Genomic DNA, 22,188 nt, shown 5'->3' on the forward strand with positions numbered 1-22,188 from the left:
ACCTCACGAGGGATGTATTCAATGACGACTATTTTCGATCCGATCAAACTGGGCGACCTCGAGTTGGCCAACCGCATCATCATGGCTCCGCTGACCCGCTGCCGCGCCGACGAAGGTCGTGTGCCCAACGCGCTGATGGCCGAGTACTACGTGCAGCGCGCATCCGCCGGGCTGATCCTCAGCGAAGCCACCTCGGTGACCCCGATGGGCGTCGGCTACCCGGACACCCCGGGCATCTGGTCCAACGACCAGGTACGCGGCTGGACCAACGTCACCAAGGCGATCCACGGCGCGGGCGGCAAGATCTTCCTGCAACTGTGGCACGTGGGCCGTGTATCCCACGAGTCGTACCTGAACGGCGAAAAGCCGGTCGCGCCGAGCGCCATTCAGCCAAAAGGCCACGTCAGCCTGGTTCGTCCGATGGCCGACTACCCGACGCCGCGTGCCCTGGAAACCGCTGAAATCGCCGACATCGTCGATGCCTACCGCGTCGGTGCCGAGAACGCCAAGGCCGCCGGTTTCGACGGCGTGGAAATCCACGGTGCCAACGGCTACCTGCTCGACCAGTTCCTGCAGAGCAGCACCAACCAGCGCACCGACCAGTACGGCGGCTCCCTGGAAAACCGTGCACGCCTGCTGCTGGAAGTGACCGACGCTGCAATCGAAGTCTGGGGTGCCGGCCGTGTCGGCGTACACCTGGCTCCACGTGCCGACTCTCACGACATGGGTGACGACAACCTGGTCGAGACCTTCACCTACGTGGCCCGGGAACTTGGCAAGCGCGGCATCGCCTTCATCTGCTCCCGTGAGAAAGAAGGCGACGACAGCATCGGTACGCAAATCAAGGAAGCTTTCGGCGGCCCGTACATCGTCAACGAGCGCTTCACCAAGGACAGCGCCAACGCTTCGCTGGCGGCTGGCAAGGCTGACGCCGTGGCCTTCGGCATCCCGTTCATTGCCAACCCGGACCTGCCGGCGCGCCTGAAAGCCGACGCCCCGCTCAACGAGCCGCGTCCGGAGCTGTTCTACGGCAAGGGCCCGGTCGGCTACATCGACTACCCGGCGCTGTAAGCCTCGCCCCGCAAAAGCAAAAGCCCCGACTCGAGAGAGCCGGGGCTTTTTTATTGTCCTTGGATTCAACTGTAGGAGTTGCCGAAGGCTGCGATCTTTTGATCTTGCTCTTGAAAAACAAAATCAAAAGATCGCAGTCTTCGACAGCTCCTACAAAGAGATCGGCGTTTTCCGCAGGGTCGACACAAAATCCCTACAAAATACCGAGCCTGCAACCTACAAACTCGCCAAGCGTACGTATATAAAAGCACCCCACTGCCGCAAAGCCCGTGAAGATCTGTTCATTTACGTCTTCAACGATTGACACCCCCAAAGCCGATTACGCATGTTGTTTCACTTTCGCAGGCTGGGGCTCAGACTCAGCATGTCGATCGCGGTGTCGACCCAGCGCTCGGCCTCGGTGTGCAACTCGAAGCTCTCGGGGGTCAGCAGCCACTGGTACAGCAGGCCGTCGATGTAGGCGTGAATGGCGATAGCCGCACGGGCGGTGTCGAGATTTTCCGGCAACTGCCCGCGATTCACGGCATTGCGCAGGGTCAGGCCGATGCGCATGTTGCAATCGAGGCTGGCGGTCTGGCGCTGCTGGCGCAGGTCGCACATTTCATCGGTGAACTCGCACTTGTGAAACAGGATTTCGTTGATGCGCCGGGTCTTGGGGTCCAGCGCAACTTCATGAAACAAATGAATGAGCAGGCGGCGCATGCAGCCCAGGGGGTCGAGTTCGTCTTCGCTCTCGGCGGCCTTGGCCAGTTCATCCAGAGGCTCATGCAGGGTATCGAGCATGGCCTGGACCAGGTCGGCCTTGTTGCTGAAATGCCAGTAAATGGCGCCGCGAGTGACGCCGGCCAGGGTCGCGATATCCGCCAGCGTGGTACGGGCCACACCCCGCTCGTAAAAGGCTTTTTCAGCCGCTTCGAGTATCTGGTTGCGGGTTTCTTGAGCTTCCTCTTTGGTGCGACGGACCATGGCAGTACAACCTCAATCAGGGTGCTTCAGCGATGTCTGAATATCAGCTGAATAAAAGTGGGGCGAGCGTTCTGGGGTCCCGTCCCCGGGCCTACAATTCGAGCCTTGCGGCGGCCTCTGTAAGGGCGAGGATACACAGTCAAGGTATTTACAAACAGTCACGAATGTAAGTATATTCCTTAGCAAGCTACTTATCCACCTGGCACCCCATTTTTAACCTTCCATCTTTTCTTGTGCGTTCCCCAACGCGCCTGACCCGAGGATTTTCATGCAATTCAAGCCAGCTCTTACCGCTCTGGTCGCCGCCGTCGCCTTGGCATCGCTGCTCAGCGGATGCAAAAAGGAAGAAGCAGCGCCGGCCGCACCACCGCCTCAGGTCGGCGTCGTCACGCTGCAACCGCAATCCTTCACCCTGACCTCCGATCTGCCGGGCCGCACCAGCGCGTACCGCATCGCTGAAGTGCGTCCGCAGGTCAACGGCATCATTCTCAAGCGCCTGTTCAAGGAAGGCGGCGATGTGAAGGAAGGCCAGCAGCTCTACCAGATCGACCCGGCCGTCTATGAAGCTACGCTCAAGAGTGCCGAAGCCAACCTGCGCTCGACCAAATCGATCTCCGACCGCTACAAGCAACTGGTCGACGAACAGGCCGTGAGCCGCCAGGAATACGACACCGCCCTGTCCAACCGCCTGCAATCGGAAGCCGCGCTGCAATCGGCGCAGATCAACGTGCGCTACACCAAGGTCTACGCGCCATTGACCGGTCGCATCGGCCGCTCTTCGGTGACCGAAGGCGCACTGGTCAGCAACGGTCAGACCGAAGCGATGGCCGTGATCCAGCAACTGGACCCGATCTACGTCGACGTGACGCAATCTTCGGTCGAACTGCTGCAACTGCGTCGAGAACTGGAAAGCGGTCGCCTGCAAAAGGCCGGCGACAATGCCGCCAAGGTCAAGCTGACTCTGGAAGACGGCAGCCAGTACAAGCAGGAAGGCAAGCTGGAGTTCTCCGAAGTCTCGGTCGACCAGACCACCGGCTCCGTGACCCTGCGTGCGGTGTTCCCGAACCCTGATCACACCCTGTTGCCGGGCATGTTCGTCCACGCCCAGTTGCAGGCCGGTGTGAACAGCGCGGCGATCCTGGCCCCGCAGCAAGGCGTGACCCGCGACCTCAAGGGCACCCCGACCGCACTGGTCGTCGGCCCGGACAACAAGGTCGAACTGCGCCAGCTCAAAGCCAGCCGCACCGTGGGTAACCAGTGGCTGATCGAAGACGGCCTGAAAGCTGGCGATCGTCTGATCACCGAGGGCCTGCAGTTCGTCAAGCCGGGCATCGAGGTCAAGCCGACCGATGCCACCAACGTCAACGCCAAAAACCCGGCCCCCGCCAAGGCAGCTGAGCAGGCTTCCAGCGGCAAAGGGGAGTAAACCATGTCGAAATTTTTTATCGACCGTCCGATTTTCGCTTGGGTAATCGCCCTGGTGATCATGCTGGTCGGGGCACTTTCGATCCTGCGGTTGCCGATCAACCAATACCCGAGCATTGCGCCGCCGGCCATTGCGATTCAGGTGACCTACCCGGGTGCGTCCGCGCAAACCGTGCAGGACACCGTGGTCCAGGTGATCGAGCAGCAGCTCAACGGTATCGACAACCTGCGTTATGTGTCGTCTGAAAGTAACTCCGACGGCACCATGACCATCACCGCGACCTTCGAGCAAGGCACCAACTCCGACACCGCGCAGGTCCAGGTGCAGAACAAGCTGAACCTGGCCACCCCGCTGCTGCCGCAAGAAGTGCAGCAACAGGGTATCCGTGTGACCAAGGCGGTGAAGAACTTCCTCCTGGTGATCGGCGTGGTCTCGCGCGACGGCAGCATGACCAAGGACGACCTGTCCAACTACATCGTGTCCAACATGCAGGACCCGATCTCGCGTACCGCGGGCGTGGGTGACTTCCAGGTGTTCGGTTCGCAGTACGCCATGCGTATCTGGCTCGATCCGGCCAAGTTGAACAACTACAACCTGACCCCGATCGACGTCAAAACCGCCATCGCCGCGCAAAACGTGCAGATTTCGTCCGGCCAGCTCGGCGGCCTGCCTGCCCTGCCCGGCACCCAGCTGAATGCGACGATCATCGGCAAGACCCGCCTGCAAACCGCCGAGCAGTTCAACAAGATCCTGCTCAAGGTCAACAAGGACGGTTCCCAGGTTCGCCTCAAGGATGTCGCCGAAGTCGGCCTGGGTGGCGAGAACTACAGCATCAATGCCCAGTTCAACGGTGCGCCGGCCTCGGGCCTCGCGGTGAAACTGGCCACGGGTGCCAACGCCCTCGACACCGCAAAAGCGCTGCGCAAAACCATCGACAACCTCAAGCCGTTCTTCCCGCAAGGGATGGAAGTGGTGTTCCCGTACGACACCACCCCGGTGGTGACCGAGTCGATCAAGGGTGTGGTTGAAACCCTGGTCGAAGCGATCGTGCTGGTGTTCCTGGTGATGTTCCTGTTCCTGCAAAACTTCCGCGCTACCGTCATCACCACGATGACTGTGCCGGTGGTATTGCTGGGTACGTTCGGCATCCTCGCGGCCGCCGGTTTCAGCATCAACACCCTGACCATGTTCGGCATGGTGCTGGCCATCGGCTTGCTGGTGGACGACGCCATCGTCGTGGTGGAAAACGTCGAACGGGTGATGAGCGAAGAAGGCCTGTCACCCAAGGAAGCCACCAAGAAATCCATGGGCCAGATCCAGGGTGCCCTGGTGGGTATCGCCCTGGTGCTCTCGGCGGTACTGCTGCCAATGGCGTTCTTCAGCGGTTCCACCGGTGTGATCTACAAGCAGTTCTCGATCACCATCGTTTCGGCCATGGCCCTGTCGGTACTGGTCGCGCTGATCTTCACCCCGGCGCTGTGCGCCACCATGCTCAAGGCGATTCCGAAAGGCGAGCACGGCACGCCGAAACGCGGATTCTTCGGCTGGTTCAACCGCAACTTCGACCGTGGCGTACGCGGCTACGAGCGCAGCGTCGGCAACATCCTGACGCACAAGGCGCCGTACCTGCTGGCGTACATCATCATCGTGGTCGGCATGATCTGGCTGTTCACCCGCATTCCGACCGCGTTCCTGCCGGAGGAGGACCAGGGCGTACTGTTCGCCCAGGTGCAGACCCCGGCCGGCTCGACGTCCCAGCGTACCCAGGTGGTCGTGGACCAGATGCGTGAATTCCTGCTGCGTCCGGGCAAGGACGGCGGTGAAGGCGATGCGGTGAACTCGGTGTTTACCGTGACCGGCTTCAACTTCGCCGGCCGTGGCCAGAGCTCGGGTATGGCGTTCATCATGCTGCGTCCATGGGACGAGCGTAACGCTGACAACAGCGTGTTCAAGGTTGCAGCCCGAGCCCAGCAGCACTTCTTCACCTTCCGCGATGCGATGGTGTTCGCCTTCGCCCCGCCGGCGGTACTTGAGCTGGGTAACGCCACCGGTTTCGACGTGTTCCTGCAGGACCGCGCCGGTATCGGCCACGACAAGCTGATGGAAGCTCGCAATCAGTTCCTCGGCATGGCCGCGCAGAGCAAGGTGCTGGCGCAGGTGCGTCCGAACGGCCTGAACGACGAACCGCAGTACCAGCTGGAAATCGATGACGAGAAGGCCAGTGCCTTAGGGATTACCATCGCCGACATCAACAACACCCTGTCGATTGCCCTGGGCAGTAGCTACGTCAACGACTTCATCGACCGTGGTCGGGTGAAGAAGGTGTACGTGCAGGGCAAGCCGGGCGCGCGCATGAGTCCCGAGGACCTGCAGAAGTGGTACGTGCGCAACAGCGTCGGCACCATGGTTCCGTTCTCGGCGTTCGCCAAGGGCGAGTGGATCTACGGCTCGCCCAAGCTTGCCCGTTACAACGGTGTGGAAGCGATGGAAATCCTCGGTGCCCCGGCCCCGGGCTACTCCACCGGTGAAGCCATGGCCGAAGTCGAAGCCATTGCCAAGAAACTGCCGGCGGGTGTGGGTATTTCCTGGACCGGTCTGTCCTACGAGGAACGCTTGTCCGGTTCCCAGGCACCAGCGCTGTATGCCCTGTCGCTGCTGATGGTGTTCCTGTGTCTGGCGGCGCTGTATGAGAGCTGGTCGATTCCGATCGCGGTGATGCTGGTCGTGCCGCTGGGTATCATCGGTGCACTGATGGCTACAAGCCTGCGGGGTCTGTCCAACGACGTGTACTTCCAGGTGGGTCTGTTGACGACCATCGGTCTGGCAGCGAAAAACGCCATTCTGATTGTCGAATTTGCAAAGGAGCTGCATGAGCACGGGCGCAGCCTGCGCGATGCGGCGATCGAAGCCTGCCGCATGCGTCTGCGACCGATCATCATGACCTCGCTCGCGTTCGTCCTCGGTGTGGTACCACTGGCCATATCCACGGGCGCAGGTTCCGGTAGCCAGCATGCCATCGGTACCGGTGTGATTGGCGGTATGATCACCGCCACCGTACTGGCGATCTTCTGGGTCCCGCTGTTCTTCGTCACCGTGTCGTCCATGGGCCAGCGCAAAATCGCCGACCAGGACGATGCCATTGAACCTTCTAAAGAGGCTGGCTAATGAGCAAGTCGCTACTTTCCATCGCTGTCGCGGCCTTCGTGCTGAGCGGTTGCTCGCTGATCCCCGATTATCAGCAGCCGCAGGCGCCGGTGGCCGATCAATACCCGCAGGGCCCGGCGTACTCGCCGGCCCAGGCGCCTGCACAGGCTGCCGCGGAGCAAGGCTGGAAGCAGTTTTTCCATGATCCGGCGCTGCAACAGCTGATCCAGGTCGCCTTGGAAAACAACCGCGACCTGCGTGTCGCGGCGCTGAACATTGACGCCTTCGCCGCGCAGTACCGCATCCAGCGCGCCGACCTGTACCCGGCCATTTCGGCCAATGGCACCGGCAGCCGCCAGCGGGTTCCGGCCAATGCTTCGCAGACCGGTGAAGCAGGCATCACCAGCTCCTACTCGGCTACCGTGGGCATCAGCGCCTACGAGCTGGACCTGTTCGGTCGGGTTCGCAGTCTGAGCGAAGAAGCCCTGCAGAAGTACTTCGCCACCGAAGAAGGCCGTCGCAGCACCCAGATCAGCCTGGTGGCCAGCGTGGCCAACGCCTACCTGACCTGGCAGGCCGACAAGGAACTGCTGAAGCTGACCGAAGACACCCTCGCCGCGTTCGAGGAGAGCTACAAGCTCACCGCCCGCAGCAACGAAGTGGGCGTCGCCTCGGCCCTGGATCTGGCGCAGTCGCGTACCTCGGTGGAAAACGCCCGGGCGCAGCTGGCCCGTTACACCCGTCAGGTCGCCCAGGATGAAAACAGCCTGGTGCTGCTGCTCGGCACTGGTATTCCGGCCAATCTGCAAGCGGCCAAACCGCTCAACGATGACTTGCTGAGCGAAGTACCGGCGGGCCTGCCGTCGGATCTGCTGCAGCGTCGTCCGGACATCCTGCAGGCCGAGTACAACCTCAAGGCCGCCAACGCCAACATCGGCGCGGCGCGGGCTGCGTTCTTCCCGAGCATCAGCCTGACCGCCAACGCCGGCACCCTGAGCCCGGACCTGTCCGGTCTGTTCAAGGGTGGTTCGGGCACCTGGCTGTTCCAGCCGCAGATCAACCTGCCTATCTTCAACGCCGGCAGCCTGCGCGCCAGCCTGGATTACTCGAAGATCCAGAAGGACATCGGCGTGGCGAACTACGAGAAGTCCATCCAGACGGCCTTCCAGGAAGTCGCCGACGGCCTGGCCGCCCGCGAAACCTACACCCATCAGTTGCAGGCGCAGCGTGATTTCGTCAGCGCCAACCAGGACTACTACCGCCTGGCCGAGCGTCGCTACCGCATCGGTGTCGACAGCAACCTGACCTTCCTCGATGCCCAGCGTCAGCTGTTCAGCGCCCAACAGGCCCTGATCACCGACCGCCTGGCGCAGCTGGTCAGCGCAGTGAACCTGTACAAGGCACTGGGCGGTGGATGGAATGCGCAGACGGCGAAGAACGAGCCGTTGAAGGAAGAAGCGCCGAAGATGCGGTTGTTCTGATAGCGCTTTGAATAAAGAGCCCGCCGATTTGGCGGGCTTTTTTTTGAGGTGAAAAAGTCAAAAGATCGCAGCCTTCGGCAGCTCCTGCATTGAAACGCGATCCCTGTAGGAGCTGCCGAAGGCTGCGATCTTTTGATTTTGCTGTTCGATAATCGCCCAAAACCTGCTTTAAAATATTGAACCACCTAGTACATTCACATCACCATCGACCTACAAAACCAATAACAACAGGTTCGACACCATGCCCCCGCGCCCTGCCCTGTCCGGCTGATCCCCCCAGGCTTCACCGAAAAATGTCGATTTGTCCGTCTGCATCCCCCCGGTTGCGGCACACCTCGTTTCATCCCGAAGAATTAGAGAGCCCCGAGCCCATGACGCCTTCCACCGCACCGTATTTCGTTCCCGGCCTGATTGCCGTCGCCCTGGCCAGCGCCACCCTGCCCGCCCACGCCGAGGAATCGGGCTTTGTCGAAGGCGCGAAGGTCAGCCTGAACCTGCGCAACTTCTACATCAACCGCAACTTCACCAACCCGACCAAGGCTCAGGGCAAGGCTGAAGAGTGGACCCAAAGCTTCATCCTCGACGCCAAGTCCGGCTTCACCCAGGGCACCGTCGGCTTCGGCATGGACGTGCTGGGGCTGTATTCGGTGAAGCTCGACGGCGGCAAAGGCACCGGTGGCACGCAACTGCTGCCGCTGGATGGCGACGGGCGCCCGGCGGACAACTACGGTCGCACCAACGTGGCGTTCAAGGCCCGCTTGTCGCAGACCGAAGTGAAGGTCGGCGAGTGGATGCCAGTGCTGCCGATCCTGCGCTCCGACGACGGCCGCTCCCTGCCGCAGACCTTCCGCGGCGGGCAGATCACCTCGAAGGAAATCGCCGGACTGACGCTCTATGGTGGCCAGTTCCGCCAGAACAGCCCGCGCGACGACAGCAGCATGGACGACATGTCGATGACCGGAAAAGCGGCGTTTACCTCCGACCGTTTCAACTTCCAGGGCGGCGAATTCCTGTTCAATGAAAAGCGCACCCAGATTGGTGTCTGGAACGCCGAGTTGAAGGACATCTACAGCCAGCAATTCATCAACCTGACCCACAGCCAGCCGATCGGCGACTGGACCCTGGGCGCCAATCTCGGGTTCTTCTACGGCAAGGACGACGGCAGCGCCCGCGCCGGCGACCTGGACAACAAGACGATGTACGGCCTGTTCTCGGCCAAGTACGGCGGCAACACCTTCTACGTCGGCCTGCAAAAACTCACCGGCGACAGCCCGTGGATGCGGGTCAACGGCACCAGCGGCGGCACCCTGGCCAACGACAGCTACAACTCCAGCTACGACAACGCCCGGGAGAAATCCTGGCAGGTGCGCCACGACTACAACTTCGTCGCCCTGGGCGTACCCGGCCTGACTCTGATGAACCGCTATATCAGCGGCAGCAACGTGCACACCGGGAGCATCACCGACGGCAAGGAATGGGGACGGGAAAGCGAACTGGGCTACACCGTGCAGAGCGGTGCGCTGAAGGATCTGAACGTGAAATGGCGCAACTCGACCATGCGCCGGGATTACAGCAACAACGAGTTCGATGAGAACCGGCTGATCATCAGCTACCCGATCAGCCTGCTTTAACCCTCAAATACGCCTTCGCGGGCAAGCCTCGCTCCTACAGGTCACAACCAAACCCTGTGGGAGCGAGGCTTGCCCGCGAAGACGTCAGATCAGGCACCACAAAATCACCGGATTCACTCCCGCGATTCGGTCCCCAACTCATCCCACACCGACTCCGCCAGGTGAAACGTGGCATTCGCCGCCGGGATCCCGCAATAAATCGCGCTCTGCATGATCACTTCCTTGATCTCCCCACGGCTCACCCCGTTGTTGGCGGCGGCACGCAGGTGCAGTTTGAGTTCGCCTTCGCGGTTCATGCCGATCAGCATGGCGATGGTGATCAGGCTGCGGGTGTGGCGCGGCAGGCCCGGGCGGGTCCAGATGTCGCCCCAGGCGTGACGGGTGATCATCTCCTGGAACTCCGAGTTGAACTCGGTCAGGGTGCTCAGGCTGCGGTCGACGTGGGCATCGCCCAGCACACCGCGACGGACCTTCATCCCCTCGTCGTAACGCTGTTTCTCGTCCACGAAAAATCCCTCAACGAGCGGTCAGGAAGGCCAGGACGCGCTCGCTGAACGCGGCGTCGGCCTGAACGTTGGACAGGTGCGCGGCGTAGAACTCGGCGTACTCGGAACCGGCCACGTGTTCCTGAATGAAGTGTCCGCCAGACGGTGGCGTCACCGCGTCTTCAGTACCGGCAATCACCAGCAGCGGCGCCTTGATCGCCGACAGCTGATCGCGGAAGTCGGCATCGCGCACGGCCGCGCAGTTGGCCGCATAACCCTGTGGCGAGGTGGCCGCCAGCATGTCGGTAATGCGCTTGGCTGCCGCAGGATTGGCCGCCGAGAAATCCGGTGTGAACCAGCGGGCGATCGACGCATCGCGCAGCGCTACCATGGCCGCCGCACCGTCACGCAGGACGGTTTCGATACGCGGGTTCCATACTGACGGATCGGCGATTTTCGCTGCGGTGTTGCAGACGATCAGCTTGTTCAGACGCGAGCCTGCATTGATGCCCAGCCACTGGCCGATCAGGCCGCCCATGGACAGCCCGCAGAAATGCGCGCGCTCGATGTGCAGCGCGTCCAGCAGCGCCAGCACGTCGTGGCCCAACTGCTCGATGGTGTAAGGCCCCGGGGTCACCAGGGACTTGCCGTGGCCGCGGGTGTCGAAACGCAGCACGCGAAAATGCTCGCTGAACGCCGCGATCTGCGGGTCCCACATGTGCAGGTCGGTGCCCAGGGAGTTGGACAGCACCAGTACCGGCGCATCCACCGGACCATCGAGTTGGTAATGCAGTTCGCCATCGGCGAGTTGTACGAAAGCCACAGCAATCTCCTTCAGGCAGTCAATGCAGAATGTTCAGCCACCGCTCGCTCCACCCAGGTACGGGCCTGGCCGAGGTAATGGGCGGGGTCCAGCAGATGATCGAGTTCGGCCGCCGACAGTTCGGCGGTCACTTGCGGCTCGTCGCCGAGCACCGCGCGCAGATGGCGCTGTTCGGCCACGGCGCGTTTGCAGCATTGCTCCAGCAGATGATGCGCGGTGTCGCGCCCTACCCGCTGCGCCAGGACGATGCTCACCGCTTCGGCGAGCACCAGGCCCTGGGTCAGGTCGAGGTTGCGCGCCATGCGCTCGGCATCCACTTCCAGGCCAGCGGCCACCAGCAGCGCCTGCTTGAGACTGCCGGACACCAGGCAACAGATTTCCGGCAGGGTTTCCCACTCGGCGTGCCACAGGCCCAGGCTGCGCTCGTGCTCCTGGGGCATGGCGCTGAACAGGGTCGACAGCAGGCCGGGAACGCGGGTCGCCGCGCCGATCAGCACCGCCGCGCCCACCGGGTTGCGTTTGTGCGGCATGGTCGAGGAACCGCCCTTGCCCGGCGCCGAAGGCTCGAACACCTCGCCGGCTTCGGTCTGCATCAACAGGCTGATGTCGCGACCGAGTTTGCCGAGACTGCCGGCGATCAAGCCAAGCACCGAGCCGAACTCCACCAGGCGATCACGCTGGGTGTGCCACGGCTGATCGGGCAAGGTCAGTTGCAGCTCTTCGGCCAGCGCCTCGGCAATCGGCATCGCCTTGTCGCCGAGGGCCGCGAGGGTGCCGGAAGCGCCGCCGAATTGCAGCACCAGCAGGCGCGGCTTGAGTTCTTGCAGGCGTTGACGGCTGCGGGTCACCGCCCCCAGCCAGCCGGCAATCTTCATGCCGAGGGTCACCGGCGTCGCATGTTGCAGCCAGGTACGCCCGGCCAGCGGTGTCGCCGCATGACGCCGGGCCTGTGCCGCGAGGGTTTGTCCCAGTTGCGCCAGATCGCTGTCGATCAGCTCCAGCGCCTGGCGCAGTTGCAGCACCAGGCCGCTGTCCATCACGTCCTGGCTGGTGGCGCCCAGATGCACATAACGTTCGGCTTCGGCATCCTTGGCCGCAATCTGCTTGCCCAGTGCCTTGACCAGCGGAATCGCCGAGTTGCCGGCAATGGCAATCGCTTCGCCAAGGGCGGCAAAGTCGAAATGCCCGGCCTGGCAGGCAGTTTCGATGGGGGCCACGGCGCTTTGCGGAATCAGCCCGACCCGTGCTTCGGCCCGAGCCAGCGCCGCTTCGAAATCGAGCATGGCCTGGACCCGGCCCTGATCGCTGAACACGTCACGCATATCGCGGGCAGTGAAATAGGCATCGAACAATTGATTGCCCGGTCGCTGGTTCATAAACAGTCCCTGGAGGCGCGGGCCCTGGGGCCCGCGTGAAGGTCAAAGATCGTGGTGCAGGTATTTGGCCTGTTTCGGCAGGCGCAGGCTGAACAGGAAGGCGATCGCCATCATCACCGTCACGTACCAGTAGAAGGAGGTTTCCATGCCGCCGGCCTTGAGGCTCAGGGCCACGTATTCCGCCGAGCCGCCGAAGATCGCGTTCGCCACCGCATACGCCAGGCCCACGCCCAGTGCGCGCACTTCCGGCGGGAACATTTCGGCTTTTACCAGGCCGCTGATCGAGGTGTAGAAACTGACGATCGCCAGGGCCAGAGTGATCAGCACGAAGGCCACAAACGGACTGCTGACACCTTTGAGGCTCATCAGAATCGGCACGGTGCACAGGGTCCCCAGGCCGCCGAACCAGAGCATCGAGTTACGCCGCCCGATCTTGTCGGCGAGCATGCCGAAAAACGGTTGCATGCACATGTAAAGAAAGAGCGCGCCGGTCATGATGTAACTGGCGGTCTTGGCCGGCATGCCGGCGGTGTTCACCAGGTACTTCTGCATGTACGTGGTGAAGGTGTAGAAAATCAGCGAGCCACCGGCGGTGTAACCCAGCACGGTGATGAACGCGGCCTTGTGGTCGCGAAACAGTGCGCCGATGCTGCCGGCGTCCTTGTTGGCACGCATTTCCTTGCTGGTGGTTTCTTTCAGCGAACGACGCAGGTACAGCGAAATCAGCGCCGCACAGGCACCGACCACGAACGGAATCCGCCAGCCGTAGGCACGCAGGTCATCCTCGGTGAGGAACTGCTGCAGGATCACCACCAGCAACACCGCCAGCAGTTGGCCACCGATCAGTGTCACGTACTGGAACGAGGCGAAGAAACCGCGCTGGCCCTTGAGGGCGACTTCACTCATGTAGGTCGCGGTGGTGCCGTATTCGCCACCCACCGACAGGCCCTGGAGCAGACGGGCGAACAGCAGCAGGACCGGCGCCCAGACCCCGATGCTGTTGTAGGTCGGCAGGCACGCGATGAGCAGTGAGCCGAAACACATCATCAGAATCGAGATCAACATCGAATTCTTGCGCCCGTGCTTGTCCGCGACACGGCCGAAGATCCAGCCGCCAATCGGTCGCATCAGGAAGCCGGCGGCAAACACACCCGCGGTATTGACCAGCTGGACCGTGGGGTTGTCGGACGGGAAGAAAGCCGGCGCGAAATAGATCGCGCAGAAGGCGTAGACGTAAAAGTCGAACCATTCGACCAGGTTGCCGGACGAGGCGCCGACAATCGCGAAGATCCGTTTGCTGCGCTCTTCGCCGGTATATAGGGCTGTAGTAGCAGTTGGCGTTGTCATTGTTTTTCACTCAATGGGGACAGTGAGAGTCTAGACATACTTTGCAACAGTCCCGTTCCACAATTGGCTCAGCGGTGCATGCAACCCCTGTGGGAGCGAGCCCGCTCCGACAGGGATTTGGGTGTACTCCAATATAGAGAACACCCTCCAGGCATCACACGCGCTCAATCGCCAGGGCCAGGCCCTGACCGACGCCAACACACATGGTCGCCAGACCTTTCTTGCCACCGGTCTTCTCGAGCTGATGCAGCGCCGTCAGCACCAGGCGCGCACCGCTCATGCCCAGCGGATGGCCCAGGGCGATGGCGCCACCGTTCGGATTGACCTGCGGCGCGTCGTCGGCGATGCCGAGTTCACGCAGCACGGCCAGGCCCTGGCTGGCGAAGGCTTCGTTGAGTTCGATCACGTCGAAATCGCTGACGGCCACCCCCAGGCGTTCGGTCAGCTTGCGCACGGCTGGCACAGGACCGATACCCATCACACGCGGCGCCACACCGGCGCTGGCCATGCCCAGCACTTTCGCGCGAGCGGTCAGACCGTGTTTCTTCACAGCTTCTGCCGAAGCGAGGATCAACGCCGCCGCCCCGTCGTTCACACCGGAAGCGTTGCCGGCGGTGACGGTCTTGTCGGGGCCGTTGACCGGCTTGAGCTTGGTCAGGGCTTCCAGGGTGGTGTCGGCGCGAGGGTGTTCGTCCTGGCTGACCACGGTTTCACCCTTTTTATGGGCAATGCGCACTTCGACGATTTCTTCGGCGAAGAAACCTGCGGCCTGGGCCACGGCGGTGCGTTGCTGGCTGCGCAGGGCGAAGGCGTCCTGGTCGGCGCGGGAGACCTTGTAGTCGTCAGCCACGTTGTCGGCGGTCTGCGGCATCGCATCCACGCCGTACTGGGCTTTCATCAGCGGGTTGATGAAGCGCCAGCCGATGGTGGTGTCTTCCAGCTTCATGTTGCGCGAGAACGAGGCATCGGCCTTGCCCATCACGAACGGTGCGCGGGACATCGACTCGACGCCGCCGGCAATCGCCAGCTCCATCTCGCCGCTGGCGATGGCGCGGAAGGCTGTACCGATCGCATCCATGCCCGAAGCGCAGAGGCGGTTGAGGGTCACGCCCGGAATGGTTTCCGGCAGGCCCGCCAGCAGCAGCGCCATGCGTGCCACGTTGCGGTTGTCTTCACCGGCCTGGTTGGCGCAGCCGAGGAACACCTCGTCCACGGCCGTCCAGTCCACCGACGGATTGCGTTCCATCAAGGCCTTGATCGGCACGGCGGCCAGATCGTCGGCGCGGACCGCCGACAGGCCACCGCCGAAACGGCCGATGGGGGTGCGAATCGCGTCGCAGATATAAACCTCGCGCATCACGCTTCTCCCGGTGCTTGGCCGTGGGCCGCGGCGGTACGGGCTTCCAGGTCGCGCAGCGCGGTCAGCTCGACGTCGGTCGGCACGGCAGTCACTTCAACACTGTCGGCAAAACGGATCGGCCAGCCGGTGGCGGCGGTCACTTGCTCGCGGGTCACGCCCGGGTGCAGCGCGGTCACCACGAATTCGTTGGTGCCGGCTTCCGGCTCCATGATGCACAGGTCGGTGATGATCCCAACCGGACCTGCGCCTGGCAGGCCGAGACGCTTGCGAGAGTCGCCGCCTTCGCCGTGGCCGACGGAGGTGATGAAGTCCAGCTTGTCGACGAACGAACGCGCCGACTGCTTGAGGATGATCAACACGCTCTTGGCGGAACCGGCGATCTCCGGAGCACCGCCGGCGCCCGGCAGACGGACTTTCGGCGCGTGGTAGTCACCGACCACGGTGGTGTTGATGTTGCCGAAACGGTCGACCTGGGCCGCGCCGAGGAAACCGACGTCGATGCGACCGCCCTGCAGCCAGTAGCGGAAGATTTCGCCGGTCGGCACCACGGTGTCGGCGGTTTCCGCCAGCTCACCGTCACCGATCGACAGTGGCAGCACGCTCGGCTTGGCGCCGATCGGGCCCGATTCGTAGATCAGCACCACGTCAGGCGAGGACGTCAGGCGCGCCAGGTTGGCCGCTTTCGATGGCAGGCCGATGCCCACGAAGCACACCGAGCCGTTCTTCAGGCGACGGGCAGCGGCAACGGTCATCATTTCATTGGTGGTGTAAGTCATTACTTCGCCTCCGAAGCGGCGGCCAGTTTGGCCTTGAACTCGCTGAAGTCAGCGCTGCCATGGATGTATTCGTTGATCCACGCGGTGAAGGTTTCACGGTCGCGGGCAATCGGGTCCCAGGCCTGGTAGAAACGGTTGTCACGCTCGTTGTAGCCGTGGGCATAGGACGGATGCGCGCCGCCCGGTACGTGGCAGACCGCGCTCAGGGCCCAGGTCGGCAGCACGCAGGAGTTCATTGGCGCATTGAGGTCGTCGACGATTTCTTCAACGGTAACGATGCAGCGCTTGGCAGCCAGCACGGCTTCTTTCTGCACGCCGAGGATGCCCCACAGCAGCACGTTGCCCTTGCGGTCGGCTTTCTGCGCGTGGATCACGGTGACGTCCGGGCGCACCGAAGGCACGGCGGCCAGCACCTCGCCGGTGAACGGGCAGGTGACGGATTTGATCAGCGGGTTGACCTTCGGCAGGTCGGAACCGGCGTAGGCGCGCAGCACCGCGAATGGCAGGCCGGAAGCGCCGGCGACGTAGGCGTTGGCCAGGTCGGCGTGGCTGTGTTCTTCGATTTCCAGAGCGTGCGGCCACTGCTTCTCGACGGCGTCACGCAGACGGTGCAGGGAACCGACACCCGGGTTGCCGCCCCAGGAGAAAACCAGCTTGCGAGCACAACCGGCACCGATCAACTGGTCGTAGATCAGGTCAGGCGTCATCCGTACCAGGGTCAGGTCTTTCTTGCCCTGACGAATGATTTCGTGACCCGCCGCCGTCGGGATCAGGTGAGTGAAGCCTTCGAGCGCAACGGTATCGCCGTCGTTCACGAATTGCTTCACCGCGTCGTGCAGCGAAAGAATCTCAGCCATTGGGGCAGGCTCCCATTTGTTGTTAACCGACAGTGGAAAAAGGCGCCGATGCGCAGCGCCGCAGTCACTGAAGATTAAGCCTGTGAAAAACCCTGAACAATCCGATAATCGACTAAATGTTCGATTATCGAACACATTGTTGCAGGGCTATCGTTTTGCGTTGACCTGAAAAGATCGCAGCCTTCGGCAGCTCCTGCATTGGAATGCGTTCCCCTGTAGGAACTGGCTTAACCCTAAACTGCAGGCTGCGATCTTTTGCGCTATTTCCTGCGGGGATCAGGTCGCATCCGCATGGCTGACCAAGCCCTTGATCACCACCGCTGCCGTCGCCAAGGCCGCCGGAATCACCAGTGCCGTCAGCACCTGTTCGAAGTTCCAGCCCAGCCCCAGCAGCGTCGCGCCCATCCAGGCCCCGAGGATTGCGCCGAAACGGCCGATCCCGAGCATCCACGACACACCCGTGGCACGCCCCTGGGTCGGATAAAACCGCGCGGCCAGCGACGGCATCGCCGATTGCGCGCCGTTGACGCACATCCCGGCGATCAGCACCAGGGTCGCCAGCAGCGTGATACTGCCCAGGCTCTGCCCCACCGAGTAGGCAAACACCCCGGCCAGCAGGTAGAAGGTGCCGATGACCTTGTGCGGATTGAAGCGGTCCATGGCCCAGCCTACACCCACTGCGCTCAACACGCCGCCCAACTGGAACAGCGCACCGATGAACGCGGCCTGCTCCATGCTCGCACCGCTGTCGCGCATCAGCGTCGGCAGCCAGCTGGTCAGCAGGTAAACGATCACCAGGCCCATGAAATAGGTCAGCCACAGCAACAAAGTACCGACGCTGTAGGTGCCGGAGAAGACCACGGCAAACACGTTGCGCGCCTTCACGGTTTTTTGTTCCGGTACGCTGAAGCTCGCGGCCTGGGCGACGACGGTCGGATCGATGGGCGCCAGGGTCTTGCGCACTTTGTCGGTGCCACGGTTACGCACCACCAGGTAGCGCGCCGATTCCGGCAGCCAGAACAGCAGCACCACGGCCAGGATCAGCGGCAAAACCCCGCCGATCAGCAGCAGGCTGTGCCAGCCGAACGCCGGGATCAGCTTGGCCGAGATGAAACCGCCGCCGGCCATGCCCAAGTTGAAGCCGCAGAACATGCTGGTCACCAGCAGGGATTTCTTGCGCTCCGGGGTGTACTCCGACAGCAGCGTGGTGGCGTTGGGCATGCCGGCCCCCAGCCCCAGGCCGGTGAGGAAACGCAGCACCAGCAACTGCTCGACATTGGTGCTGTAGGCCGAGGCCAGGCTAAAAGCGCCGAACAGCAACACGGCGCCGACCAGCACGACTTTTCGCCCGAAGCGGTCGGCCAGCGGACCGGAGCCCAGCGCACCGAAGACCATGCCGATCAGCGCGGCACTCATTACCGGACCCAGGCTGGCGCGATCGATGCCCCAGTCCTGGGACAGCGCCGGGGCGATGAAGCCCATGGCCGCGGTGTCGAGACCATCGAGGAAAACAATCAGGAAACACAGGATGACCACGCGCCACTGGTAGCGCGAAATCGGTTGAGCATTGATGAAGGACTGCACATCGAGGCAGTTCCCTACAGCAGACTGAGGCTGGTTCATTATTTTTATCCATGCGGTACGCAGTCGAACGGTGCCAGCCAAAGCCGGCGCAGCCGCGACATTAAAGACCCGCAGGAAACAGCGTCAATTCAGCGAAAACGACTCCGTGCGATTACCGAACAGCTTAGGCAAACAGCTGTGCGCTAAGGTCGCGACTGGCGCTCAGCAATCCCGGCAGAAAACGCTGCTCCAGTTCGTTGCGGCTGACCCGCCCGGCATGGGTGCTGACATTGAGGGCCGCGACCACCTGACCTGAGGCGTCGTACACCGGCACGGCAATCGAACGCAGGCCCTGCTCCAGTTCCTGATCGACGATGCACCAGCCCTGGCGCCGCACTTCCTGCAGGCATTCGAGCAAGGCTTCGGGGGTGTGCAGGGTGCGACTGGTCTTGGCCTGCAGGTCGGCGTGATCGAGGTACTCGTGCAGCGAAGTGTCGTCGAGGGCGGCCAGCAGGATCCGGCCCATCGATGTGCAATAGGCCGGCAGGCGCCCGCCTACCGAGAGGTCGACCGAGATCAGGCGCTGGGTGGTCGCGGAACGGGCGATGTAGAGGATGTCGTCGCCTTCCAGAGTCGCCATGTTGCAGGCTTCGTGCAGTTGCTCGCTCATGCGGTCCAGATACGGCTGGGCCGATACCGCCAGCGGCGTCGAAGACACGTAGGCATGGCCGAGGGTCAGCACTTTGGGCAGCAGAGAATAGGTGCGGCCATCGGTGGTGGCGTAGCCGAGTTTGATCAGGGTATGCAGGCAACGTCTGACGGCGGCGCGGGGAATTTCCGTGCGGTGGCTGATCTGCGCGATGGTCAGGTGCCGTTTGCGCTCCTGGAACGCCTGCACCACCGCAAGCCCCCGCGCCAGCGAGGTCATGAAATCCGGGTCGCCAGTCAGCGCCTGGATCCGCTTGGCGGGCGACGCCACGATCGGTGGCGCTACGGAAGCGAAGGAGTTGCGCAGTTGATCATTCATTTAAGGACCTTTGCTGTACGGATCAGCGACTATTACAGGTGTCATGGGCCCCGCAGACAAGCCCGGGCAGGCAACATTGGGCGATTATCGAACGCTCGACCGGTAATCGCAACCGATCGATGCCATCCTCGGCTCATCCGCCCTTCTCTCTATATGTAGCGAGCAAGCCTGAAGTTGATTTAAGGTAGATGAAGTTGGAAAGTTGTTCGACTTAATGGCGCCAAAAATGCATCGTTGCACAGTGACATCGCCTACACGCTAGTTGGCAGTAAAACTTGCAAGCAACAAAACATTCACGCCGCAATATCCACTTTCAAGTTTTTGGCGATAGTGTTCTCTGAATCGCTCGCTATAATGCAAATCAGTAGCCCGGCGTTTTATCATTCGCCGATGCCGCTACTCGGCGGCGCGTAACTGCATAGCCAACGCGCTCGCCAAAACTGGAAACTGATGCTACGTCAGCAATTTATCTCTGGTGCCGTGGCCGCCTGCAACATGGACGTGTTGATCGCCCTGCCGTAAACGATGCCTGCATGGGCCTTGTCCTGTCGTCATGTGTGATCAATACATTGAGCGCAGCGCGTATCACCAGAATTTATCTCAACTCAATCAGGTAGCACTGTGACGAAAGACGAACTGCGCGCGGAACTTGAGCGCCAGGAACAACGTTACAAGGAAGTTTACGGCGGGGAAGTCACCACCTACGCCGCCCAACCCGAACCGGAACGCAAACCCTGGCGTAAACGCGCCACCGTTCAGGATCAGGTTTTCAAGCAGGAACTGGAAAAAATGGAAAAGGAACTCAAAGCCGAGGAGCCATGACTGGTTCGGCCTGATTCCTTCCAGGGTCTTCATTTACACCCGTTAAAAGCGGGAAGTACCGATGTTGCCTCATGCGCCCGCCATGAGCGGGCAGCAGTTACCTTGCCCCATCTGACAGGGTACGAGGCTCATATCTGACCCTCCTTTCAGAAATTTCATACAAGCATCCGGCCCGCGCCTTCGGGCAGGCGCAACCCTTGCGCCATCAGCGTTTGCGAAGGAATTCAATGACTTGCAACCCCCGAAAAATCATCGGGAGCGAGGGTGCAACCGCAAAAAAATTCATTGAAGAATGTTACCGACGAGCAGCTAGTGCATCGATTCACTGTCTTTTCTGGCATAATCGCGCCCCCTTATGACCGGGTCAGAAAACCTTCATGATCGATTTATTCAGCGGACTGGATGCTTGGGTGCTTGTGAGCCTCTTGCTCGCCCTGGCTTTTGTGCTCGCCTTCGAGTTCATCAATGGATTTCATGACACCGCTAACGCGGTAGCCACTGTTATCTACACCAAAGCAATGCCGCCGCACCTGGCGGTGTTCTTTTCCGGGGTGTTCAACTTCCTCGGCGTGCTGCTGGGTGGCGTTGGCGTGGCCTATGCCATCGTTCACCTGCTGCCGGTGGAACTGCTGATCAACGTCAATACCGGCCATGGTCTGGCCATGGTCTTCTCGTTGCTCGCCGCAGCCATCGCCTGGAACCTGGGCACCTGGTACTTCGGTATCCCGGCTTCCAGCTCCCACACTCTGATCGGCTCGATCCTCGGCGTGGGCCTGGCCAATGCCCTGATCAACGATATTCCGCTGGCTGACGGGGTGAACTGGCAGAAGGCGATCGACATCGCCGCCTCGCTGGTGTTCTCGCCAATGGCAGGTTTCCTGATCGCGGCACTGGTACTGATCGGTCTCAAATGGTGGCGCCCGCTGTCGAAGATGCACAAGACGCCGGAACAGCGCCGCAGTATCGACGACAAGAAACACCCGCCGTTCTGGAACCGCCTGGTGCTGGTGATCTCGGCCATGGCCGTGAGCTTCGTGCACGGTTCCAACGATGGCCAGAAAGGTATCGGTCTGATCATGCTGGTGCTGATCGGTATCGTCCCGGCGCAGTTCGTACTCGACCTGAACAGCACCACCTACCAGATCGAACGCACCCGCGACGCGACCCTGCACTTGAGCCAGTTCTACAAGCGCAATGCCGATTCCCTGGGCGAATTCCTGGCCCTGGGCAAAAGCATCGAAGGCGACCTGCCGGAGAAATTCCGCTGCGATCCGAAGCAGACCGAACCGACCATCAATGCCTTGCTGGGCACCCTCAAGGGTGTAGCCGACTACCACTCGCTGCCGTCGGACAGCCGCATCGAAGTGCGTCGCTACCTGCTCTGCCTGGATGACACCGCGAAGAAAGTCGCCAAGCTGCCAGGCCTCGCTGCCCGTGAAAAGGCTGACCTGGACAAGCTGCGCAAGGACCTGACCACCACCACCGAATACGCTCCGTTCTGGGTGATTCTGGCGGTGGCCCTGGCACTCGGCCTGGGCACCATGGTTGGCTGGAAACGCGTGGTACTGACCATCGGCGAGAAGATCGGCAAGCAGGGCATGACCTACGCCCAGGGCATGTCGGCGCAGATCACCGCGGCGTGCATGATCGGCATGGCCAACATCTTCAGCCTGCCGGTTTCCACCACTCACGTTCTGTCTTCCGGCGTGGCCGGGACGATGGTTGCGAACAAGAGCGGCCTGCAAGGAGGGACTGTCAGGACCATTCTGCTGGCTTGGGTTCTGACTTTGCCGGCTACCGTGGCGTTGTCGGCTGGGTTGTTCTGGTTGGCTTCGAAGGCGTTGGGTAGCTGATTTTTCGCTCTGATATGAAAAAGGCGCAATCTTTTGGGATCGCGCCTTTTTTTTGTTGGTGAGGTTTTTTGTCGGCGTACATATCCGTTTCTTCGGTCACGGCTGCTTAAGGTTCCGCCCTTACGGCGGGTTACTTGGAAGAGCGCCAAGTAACCAAGCGCTTTTATCCCCTGACGTACG

At 61.8% G+C, this 22,188-nt stretch carries 17 protein-coding genes; 7 read left to right on the forward strand and 10 right to left on the reverse strand.

The features are described 5' to 3' along the window. Nucleotides 1–21: 21 nt before the first annotated feature. Complete coding sequence (locus HNO86_RS06845; protein WP_175376251.1) at nt 22–1,071, forward strand: alkene reductase; 1,050 nt, start codon at nt 22–24, stop codon at nt 1,069–1,071. 333 nt (nt 1,072–1,404) lie between these two features. On the opposite strand, the gene HNO86_RS06850 is transcribed toward HNO86_RS06845, so the two are convergent. Further along, nucleotides 1,405–2,037, reverse strand: a complete 633-nt coding sequence (locus HNO86_RS06850; protein ID WP_175376252.1) for a TetR family transcriptional regulator — start codon at nt 2,035–2,037, stop codon at nt 1,405–1,407. Nucleotides 2,038–2,305: 268 nt separating this feature from the next. Here HNO86_RS06850 and HNO86_RS06855 point away from each other — a divergent pair, with 268 nt between their 5' ends. The 4 genes from HNO86_RS06855 (at nt 2,306) to HNO86_RS06870 (ending at nt 9,719) form a co-directional block, all read left to right on the forward strand. Then, nucleotides 2,306–3,463 (forward strand): efflux RND transporter periplasmic adaptor subunit, encoded by a 1,158-nt coding sequence (locus HNO86_RS06855; RefSeq protein WP_175376253.1) that lies wholly within the window; start codon nt 2,306–2,308, stop codon nt 3,461–3,463. 3 nt (nt 3,464–3,466) lie between these two features. Then, complete coding sequence (gene emhB, locus HNO86_RS06860; RefSeq protein ID WP_175376254.1) at nt 3,467–6,628, forward strand: efflux RND transporter permease subunit EmhB; 3,162 nt, start codon at nt 3,467–3,469, stop codon at nt 6,626–6,628. After that, nucleotides 6,628–8,088: an efflux RND transporter outer membrane subunit EmhC gene (gene emhC, locus HNO86_RS06865; protein WP_175376255.1), complete on the forward strand. Its 1,461-nt coding sequence runs from the start codon at nt 6,628–6,630 to the stop codon at nt 8,086–8,088. Before emhB ends, emhC begins: the two co-directional genes overlap by 1 nt. 371 nt (nt 8,089–8,459) lie before the next feature. After that, entirely contained in the window at nt 8,460–9,719 is a 1,260-nt protein-coding gene (locus tag HNO86_RS06870; RefSeq protein WP_175376256.1) for an OprD family porin, read from the forward strand. 113 nt (nt 9,720–9,832) lie between these two features. Here the strand turns inward: HNO86_RS06870 and pcaC are convergent, their stop codons facing one another. The 9 genes from pcaC to pcaR all read right to left on the reverse strand — a co-directional run bounded on the left by pcaC (nt 9,833) and on the right by pcaR (nt 19,333). After that, nucleotides 9,833–10,225 carry a 4-carboxymuconolactone decarboxylase gene (gene pcaC / locus HNO86_RS06875; protein WP_175376257.1) on the reverse strand — a complete coding sequence of 131 codons (393 nt, stop codon included), beginning with the start codon at nt 10,223–10,225 and terminating at the stop codon, nt 9,833–9,835. Between the two features lie 10 nt (nt 10,226–10,235). Beyond that, nucleotides 10,236–11,027 carry a 3-oxoadipate enol-lactonase gene (pcaD, locus tag HNO86_RS06880; RefSeq protein ID WP_175376258.1) on the reverse strand — a complete coding sequence of 264 codons (792 nt, stop codon included), beginning with the start codon at nt 11,025–11,027 and terminating at the stop codon, nt 10,236–10,238. An 11-nt stretch (nt 11,028–11,038) separates the two neighbouring features. Continuing rightward, nucleotides 11,039–12,403 carry a 3-carboxy-cis,cis-muconate cycloisomerase gene (locus HNO86_RS06885; RefSeq protein WP_175376259.1) on the reverse strand — a complete coding sequence of 455 codons (1,365 nt, stop codon included), beginning with the start codon at nt 12,401–12,403 and terminating at the stop codon, nt 11,039–11,041. 42 nt (nt 12,404–12,445) lie between these two features. Beyond that, complete coding sequence (locus tag HNO86_RS06890; protein WP_175376260.1) at nt 12,446–13,750, reverse strand: MFS family transporter; 1,305 nt, start codon at nt 13,748–13,750, stop codon at nt 12,446–12,448. A gap of 154 nt (nt 13,751–13,904) precedes the next feature. Then, complete coding sequence (gene pcaF, locus HNO86_RS06895; RefSeq protein ID WP_175376261.1) at nt 13,905–15,110, reverse strand: 3-oxoadipyl-CoA thiolase; 1,206 nt, start codon at nt 15,108–15,110, stop codon at nt 13,905–13,907. Beyond that, complete coding sequence (locus tag HNO86_RS06900) at nt 15,107–15,886, reverse strand: CoA-transferase subunit beta (RefSeq protein ID WP_175376262.1); 780 nt, start codon at nt 15,884–15,886, stop codon at nt 15,107–15,109. Before HNO86_RS06900 ends, pcaF begins: the two co-directional genes overlap by 4 nt. Continuing rightward, entirely contained in the window at nt 15,886–16,743 is an 858-nt protein-coding gene (locus HNO86_RS06905; RefSeq protein WP_175376263.1) for a CoA transferase subunit A, read from the reverse strand. The genes HNO86_RS06900 and HNO86_RS06905 overlap by 1 nt, the downstream gene beginning before the upstream one ends. 276 nt (nt 16,744–17,019) lie before the next feature. Next, entirely contained in the window at nt 17,020–18,366 is a 1,347-nt protein-coding gene (locus HNO86_RS06910; RefSeq protein ID WP_175376264.1) for an MFS transporter, read from the reverse strand. A 124-nt stretch (nt 18,367–18,490) separates the two neighbouring features. Beyond that, nucleotides 18,491–19,333 carry a pca regulon transcriptional regulator PcaR gene (pcaR, locus tag HNO86_RS06915; RefSeq protein WP_175376265.1) on the reverse strand — a complete coding sequence of 281 codons (843 nt, stop codon included), beginning with the start codon at nt 19,331–19,333 and terminating at the stop codon, nt 18,491–18,493. Between the two features lie 621 nt (nt 19,334–19,954). On the opposite strand from pcaR, the gene HNO86_RS06920 reads away from it, so the two are divergent. Together HNO86_RS06920 and HNO86_RS06925 are read left to right on the forward strand one after the other, a co-directional pair. Continuing rightward, nucleotides 19,955–20,155, forward strand: a complete 201-nt coding sequence (locus HNO86_RS06920) for a hypothetical protein (RefSeq protein ID WP_008056863.1) — start codon at nt 19,955–19,957, stop codon at nt 20,153–20,155. Between the two features lie 377 nt (nt 20,156–20,532). Beyond that, nucleotides 20,533–22,008: an inorganic phosphate transporter gene (locus HNO86_RS06925; protein WP_175376266.1), complete on the forward strand. Its 1,476-nt coding sequence runs from the start codon at nt 20,533–20,535 to the stop codon at nt 22,006–22,008. Nucleotides 22,009–22,188 lie beyond the last annotated feature (180 nt).

The sequence above is a fragment of the Pseudomonas sp. C1C7 genome (genome assembly GCF_013359595.1).
Classification (GTDB): domain Bacteria; phylum Pseudomonadota; class Gammaproteobacteria; order Pseudomonadales; family Pseudomonadaceae; genus Aquipseudomonas.

Excerpts from the sequence above, each read along its gene's own strand:
- HNO86_RS06845 (WP_175376251.1), top strand. The coding sequence starts at position 22 with ATGACGACTATTTTCGATCCGATCAAACTGGGCGACCTCGAGTTGGCC.
- HNO86_RS06925 (WP_175376266.1), top strand. The coding sequence starts at position 20,533 with ATGATCGATTTATTCAGCGGACTGGATGCTTGGGTGCTTGTGAGCCTC.
- HNO86_RS06905 (WP_175376263.1), bottom strand. The coding sequence starts at position 16,743 with ATGGCTGAGATTCTTTCGCTGCACGACGCGGTGAAGCAATTCGTGAAC.
- emhC (WP_175376255.1), top strand. The coding sequence starts at position 6,628 with ATGAGCAAGTCGCTACTTTCCATCGCTGTCGCGGCCTTCGTGCTGAGC.
- HNO86_RS06870 (WP_175376256.1), top strand. The coding sequence starts at position 8,460 with ATGACGCCTTCCACCGCACCGTATTTCGTTCCCGGCCTGATTGCCGTC.
- HNO86_RS06850 (WP_175376252.1), bottom strand. The coding sequence starts at position 2,037 with ATGGTCCGTCGCACCAAAGAGGAAGCTCAAGAAACCCGCAACCAGATA.
- HNO86_RS06855 (WP_175376253.1), top strand. The coding sequence starts at position 2,306 with ATGCAATTCAAGCCAGCTCTTACCGCTCTGGTCGCCGCCGTCGCCTTG.
- HNO86_RS06885 (WP_175376259.1), bottom strand. The coding sequence starts at position 12,403 with ATGAACCAGCGACCGGGCAATCAATTGTTCGATGCCTATTTCACTGCC.
- pcaR (WP_175376265.1), bottom strand. The coding sequence starts at position 19,333 with ATGAATGATCAACTGCGCAACTCCTTCGCTTCCGTAGCGCCACCGATC.
- HNO86_RS06890 (WP_175376260.1), bottom strand. The coding sequence starts at position 13,750 with ATGACAACGCCAACTGCTACTACAGCCCTATATACCGGCGAAGAGCGC.
- emhB (WP_175376254.1), top strand. The coding sequence starts at position 3,467 with ATGTCGAAATTTTTTATCGACCGTCCGATTTTCGCTTGGGTAATCGCC.
- HNO86_RS06910 (WP_175376264.1), bottom strand. The coding sequence starts at position 18,366 with ATGAACCAGCCTCAGTCTGCTGTAGGGAACTGCCTCGATGTGCAGTCC.
- HNO86_RS06900 (WP_175376262.1), bottom strand. The coding sequence starts at position 15,886 with ATGACTTACACCACCAATGAAATGATGACCGTTGCCGCTGCCCGTCGC.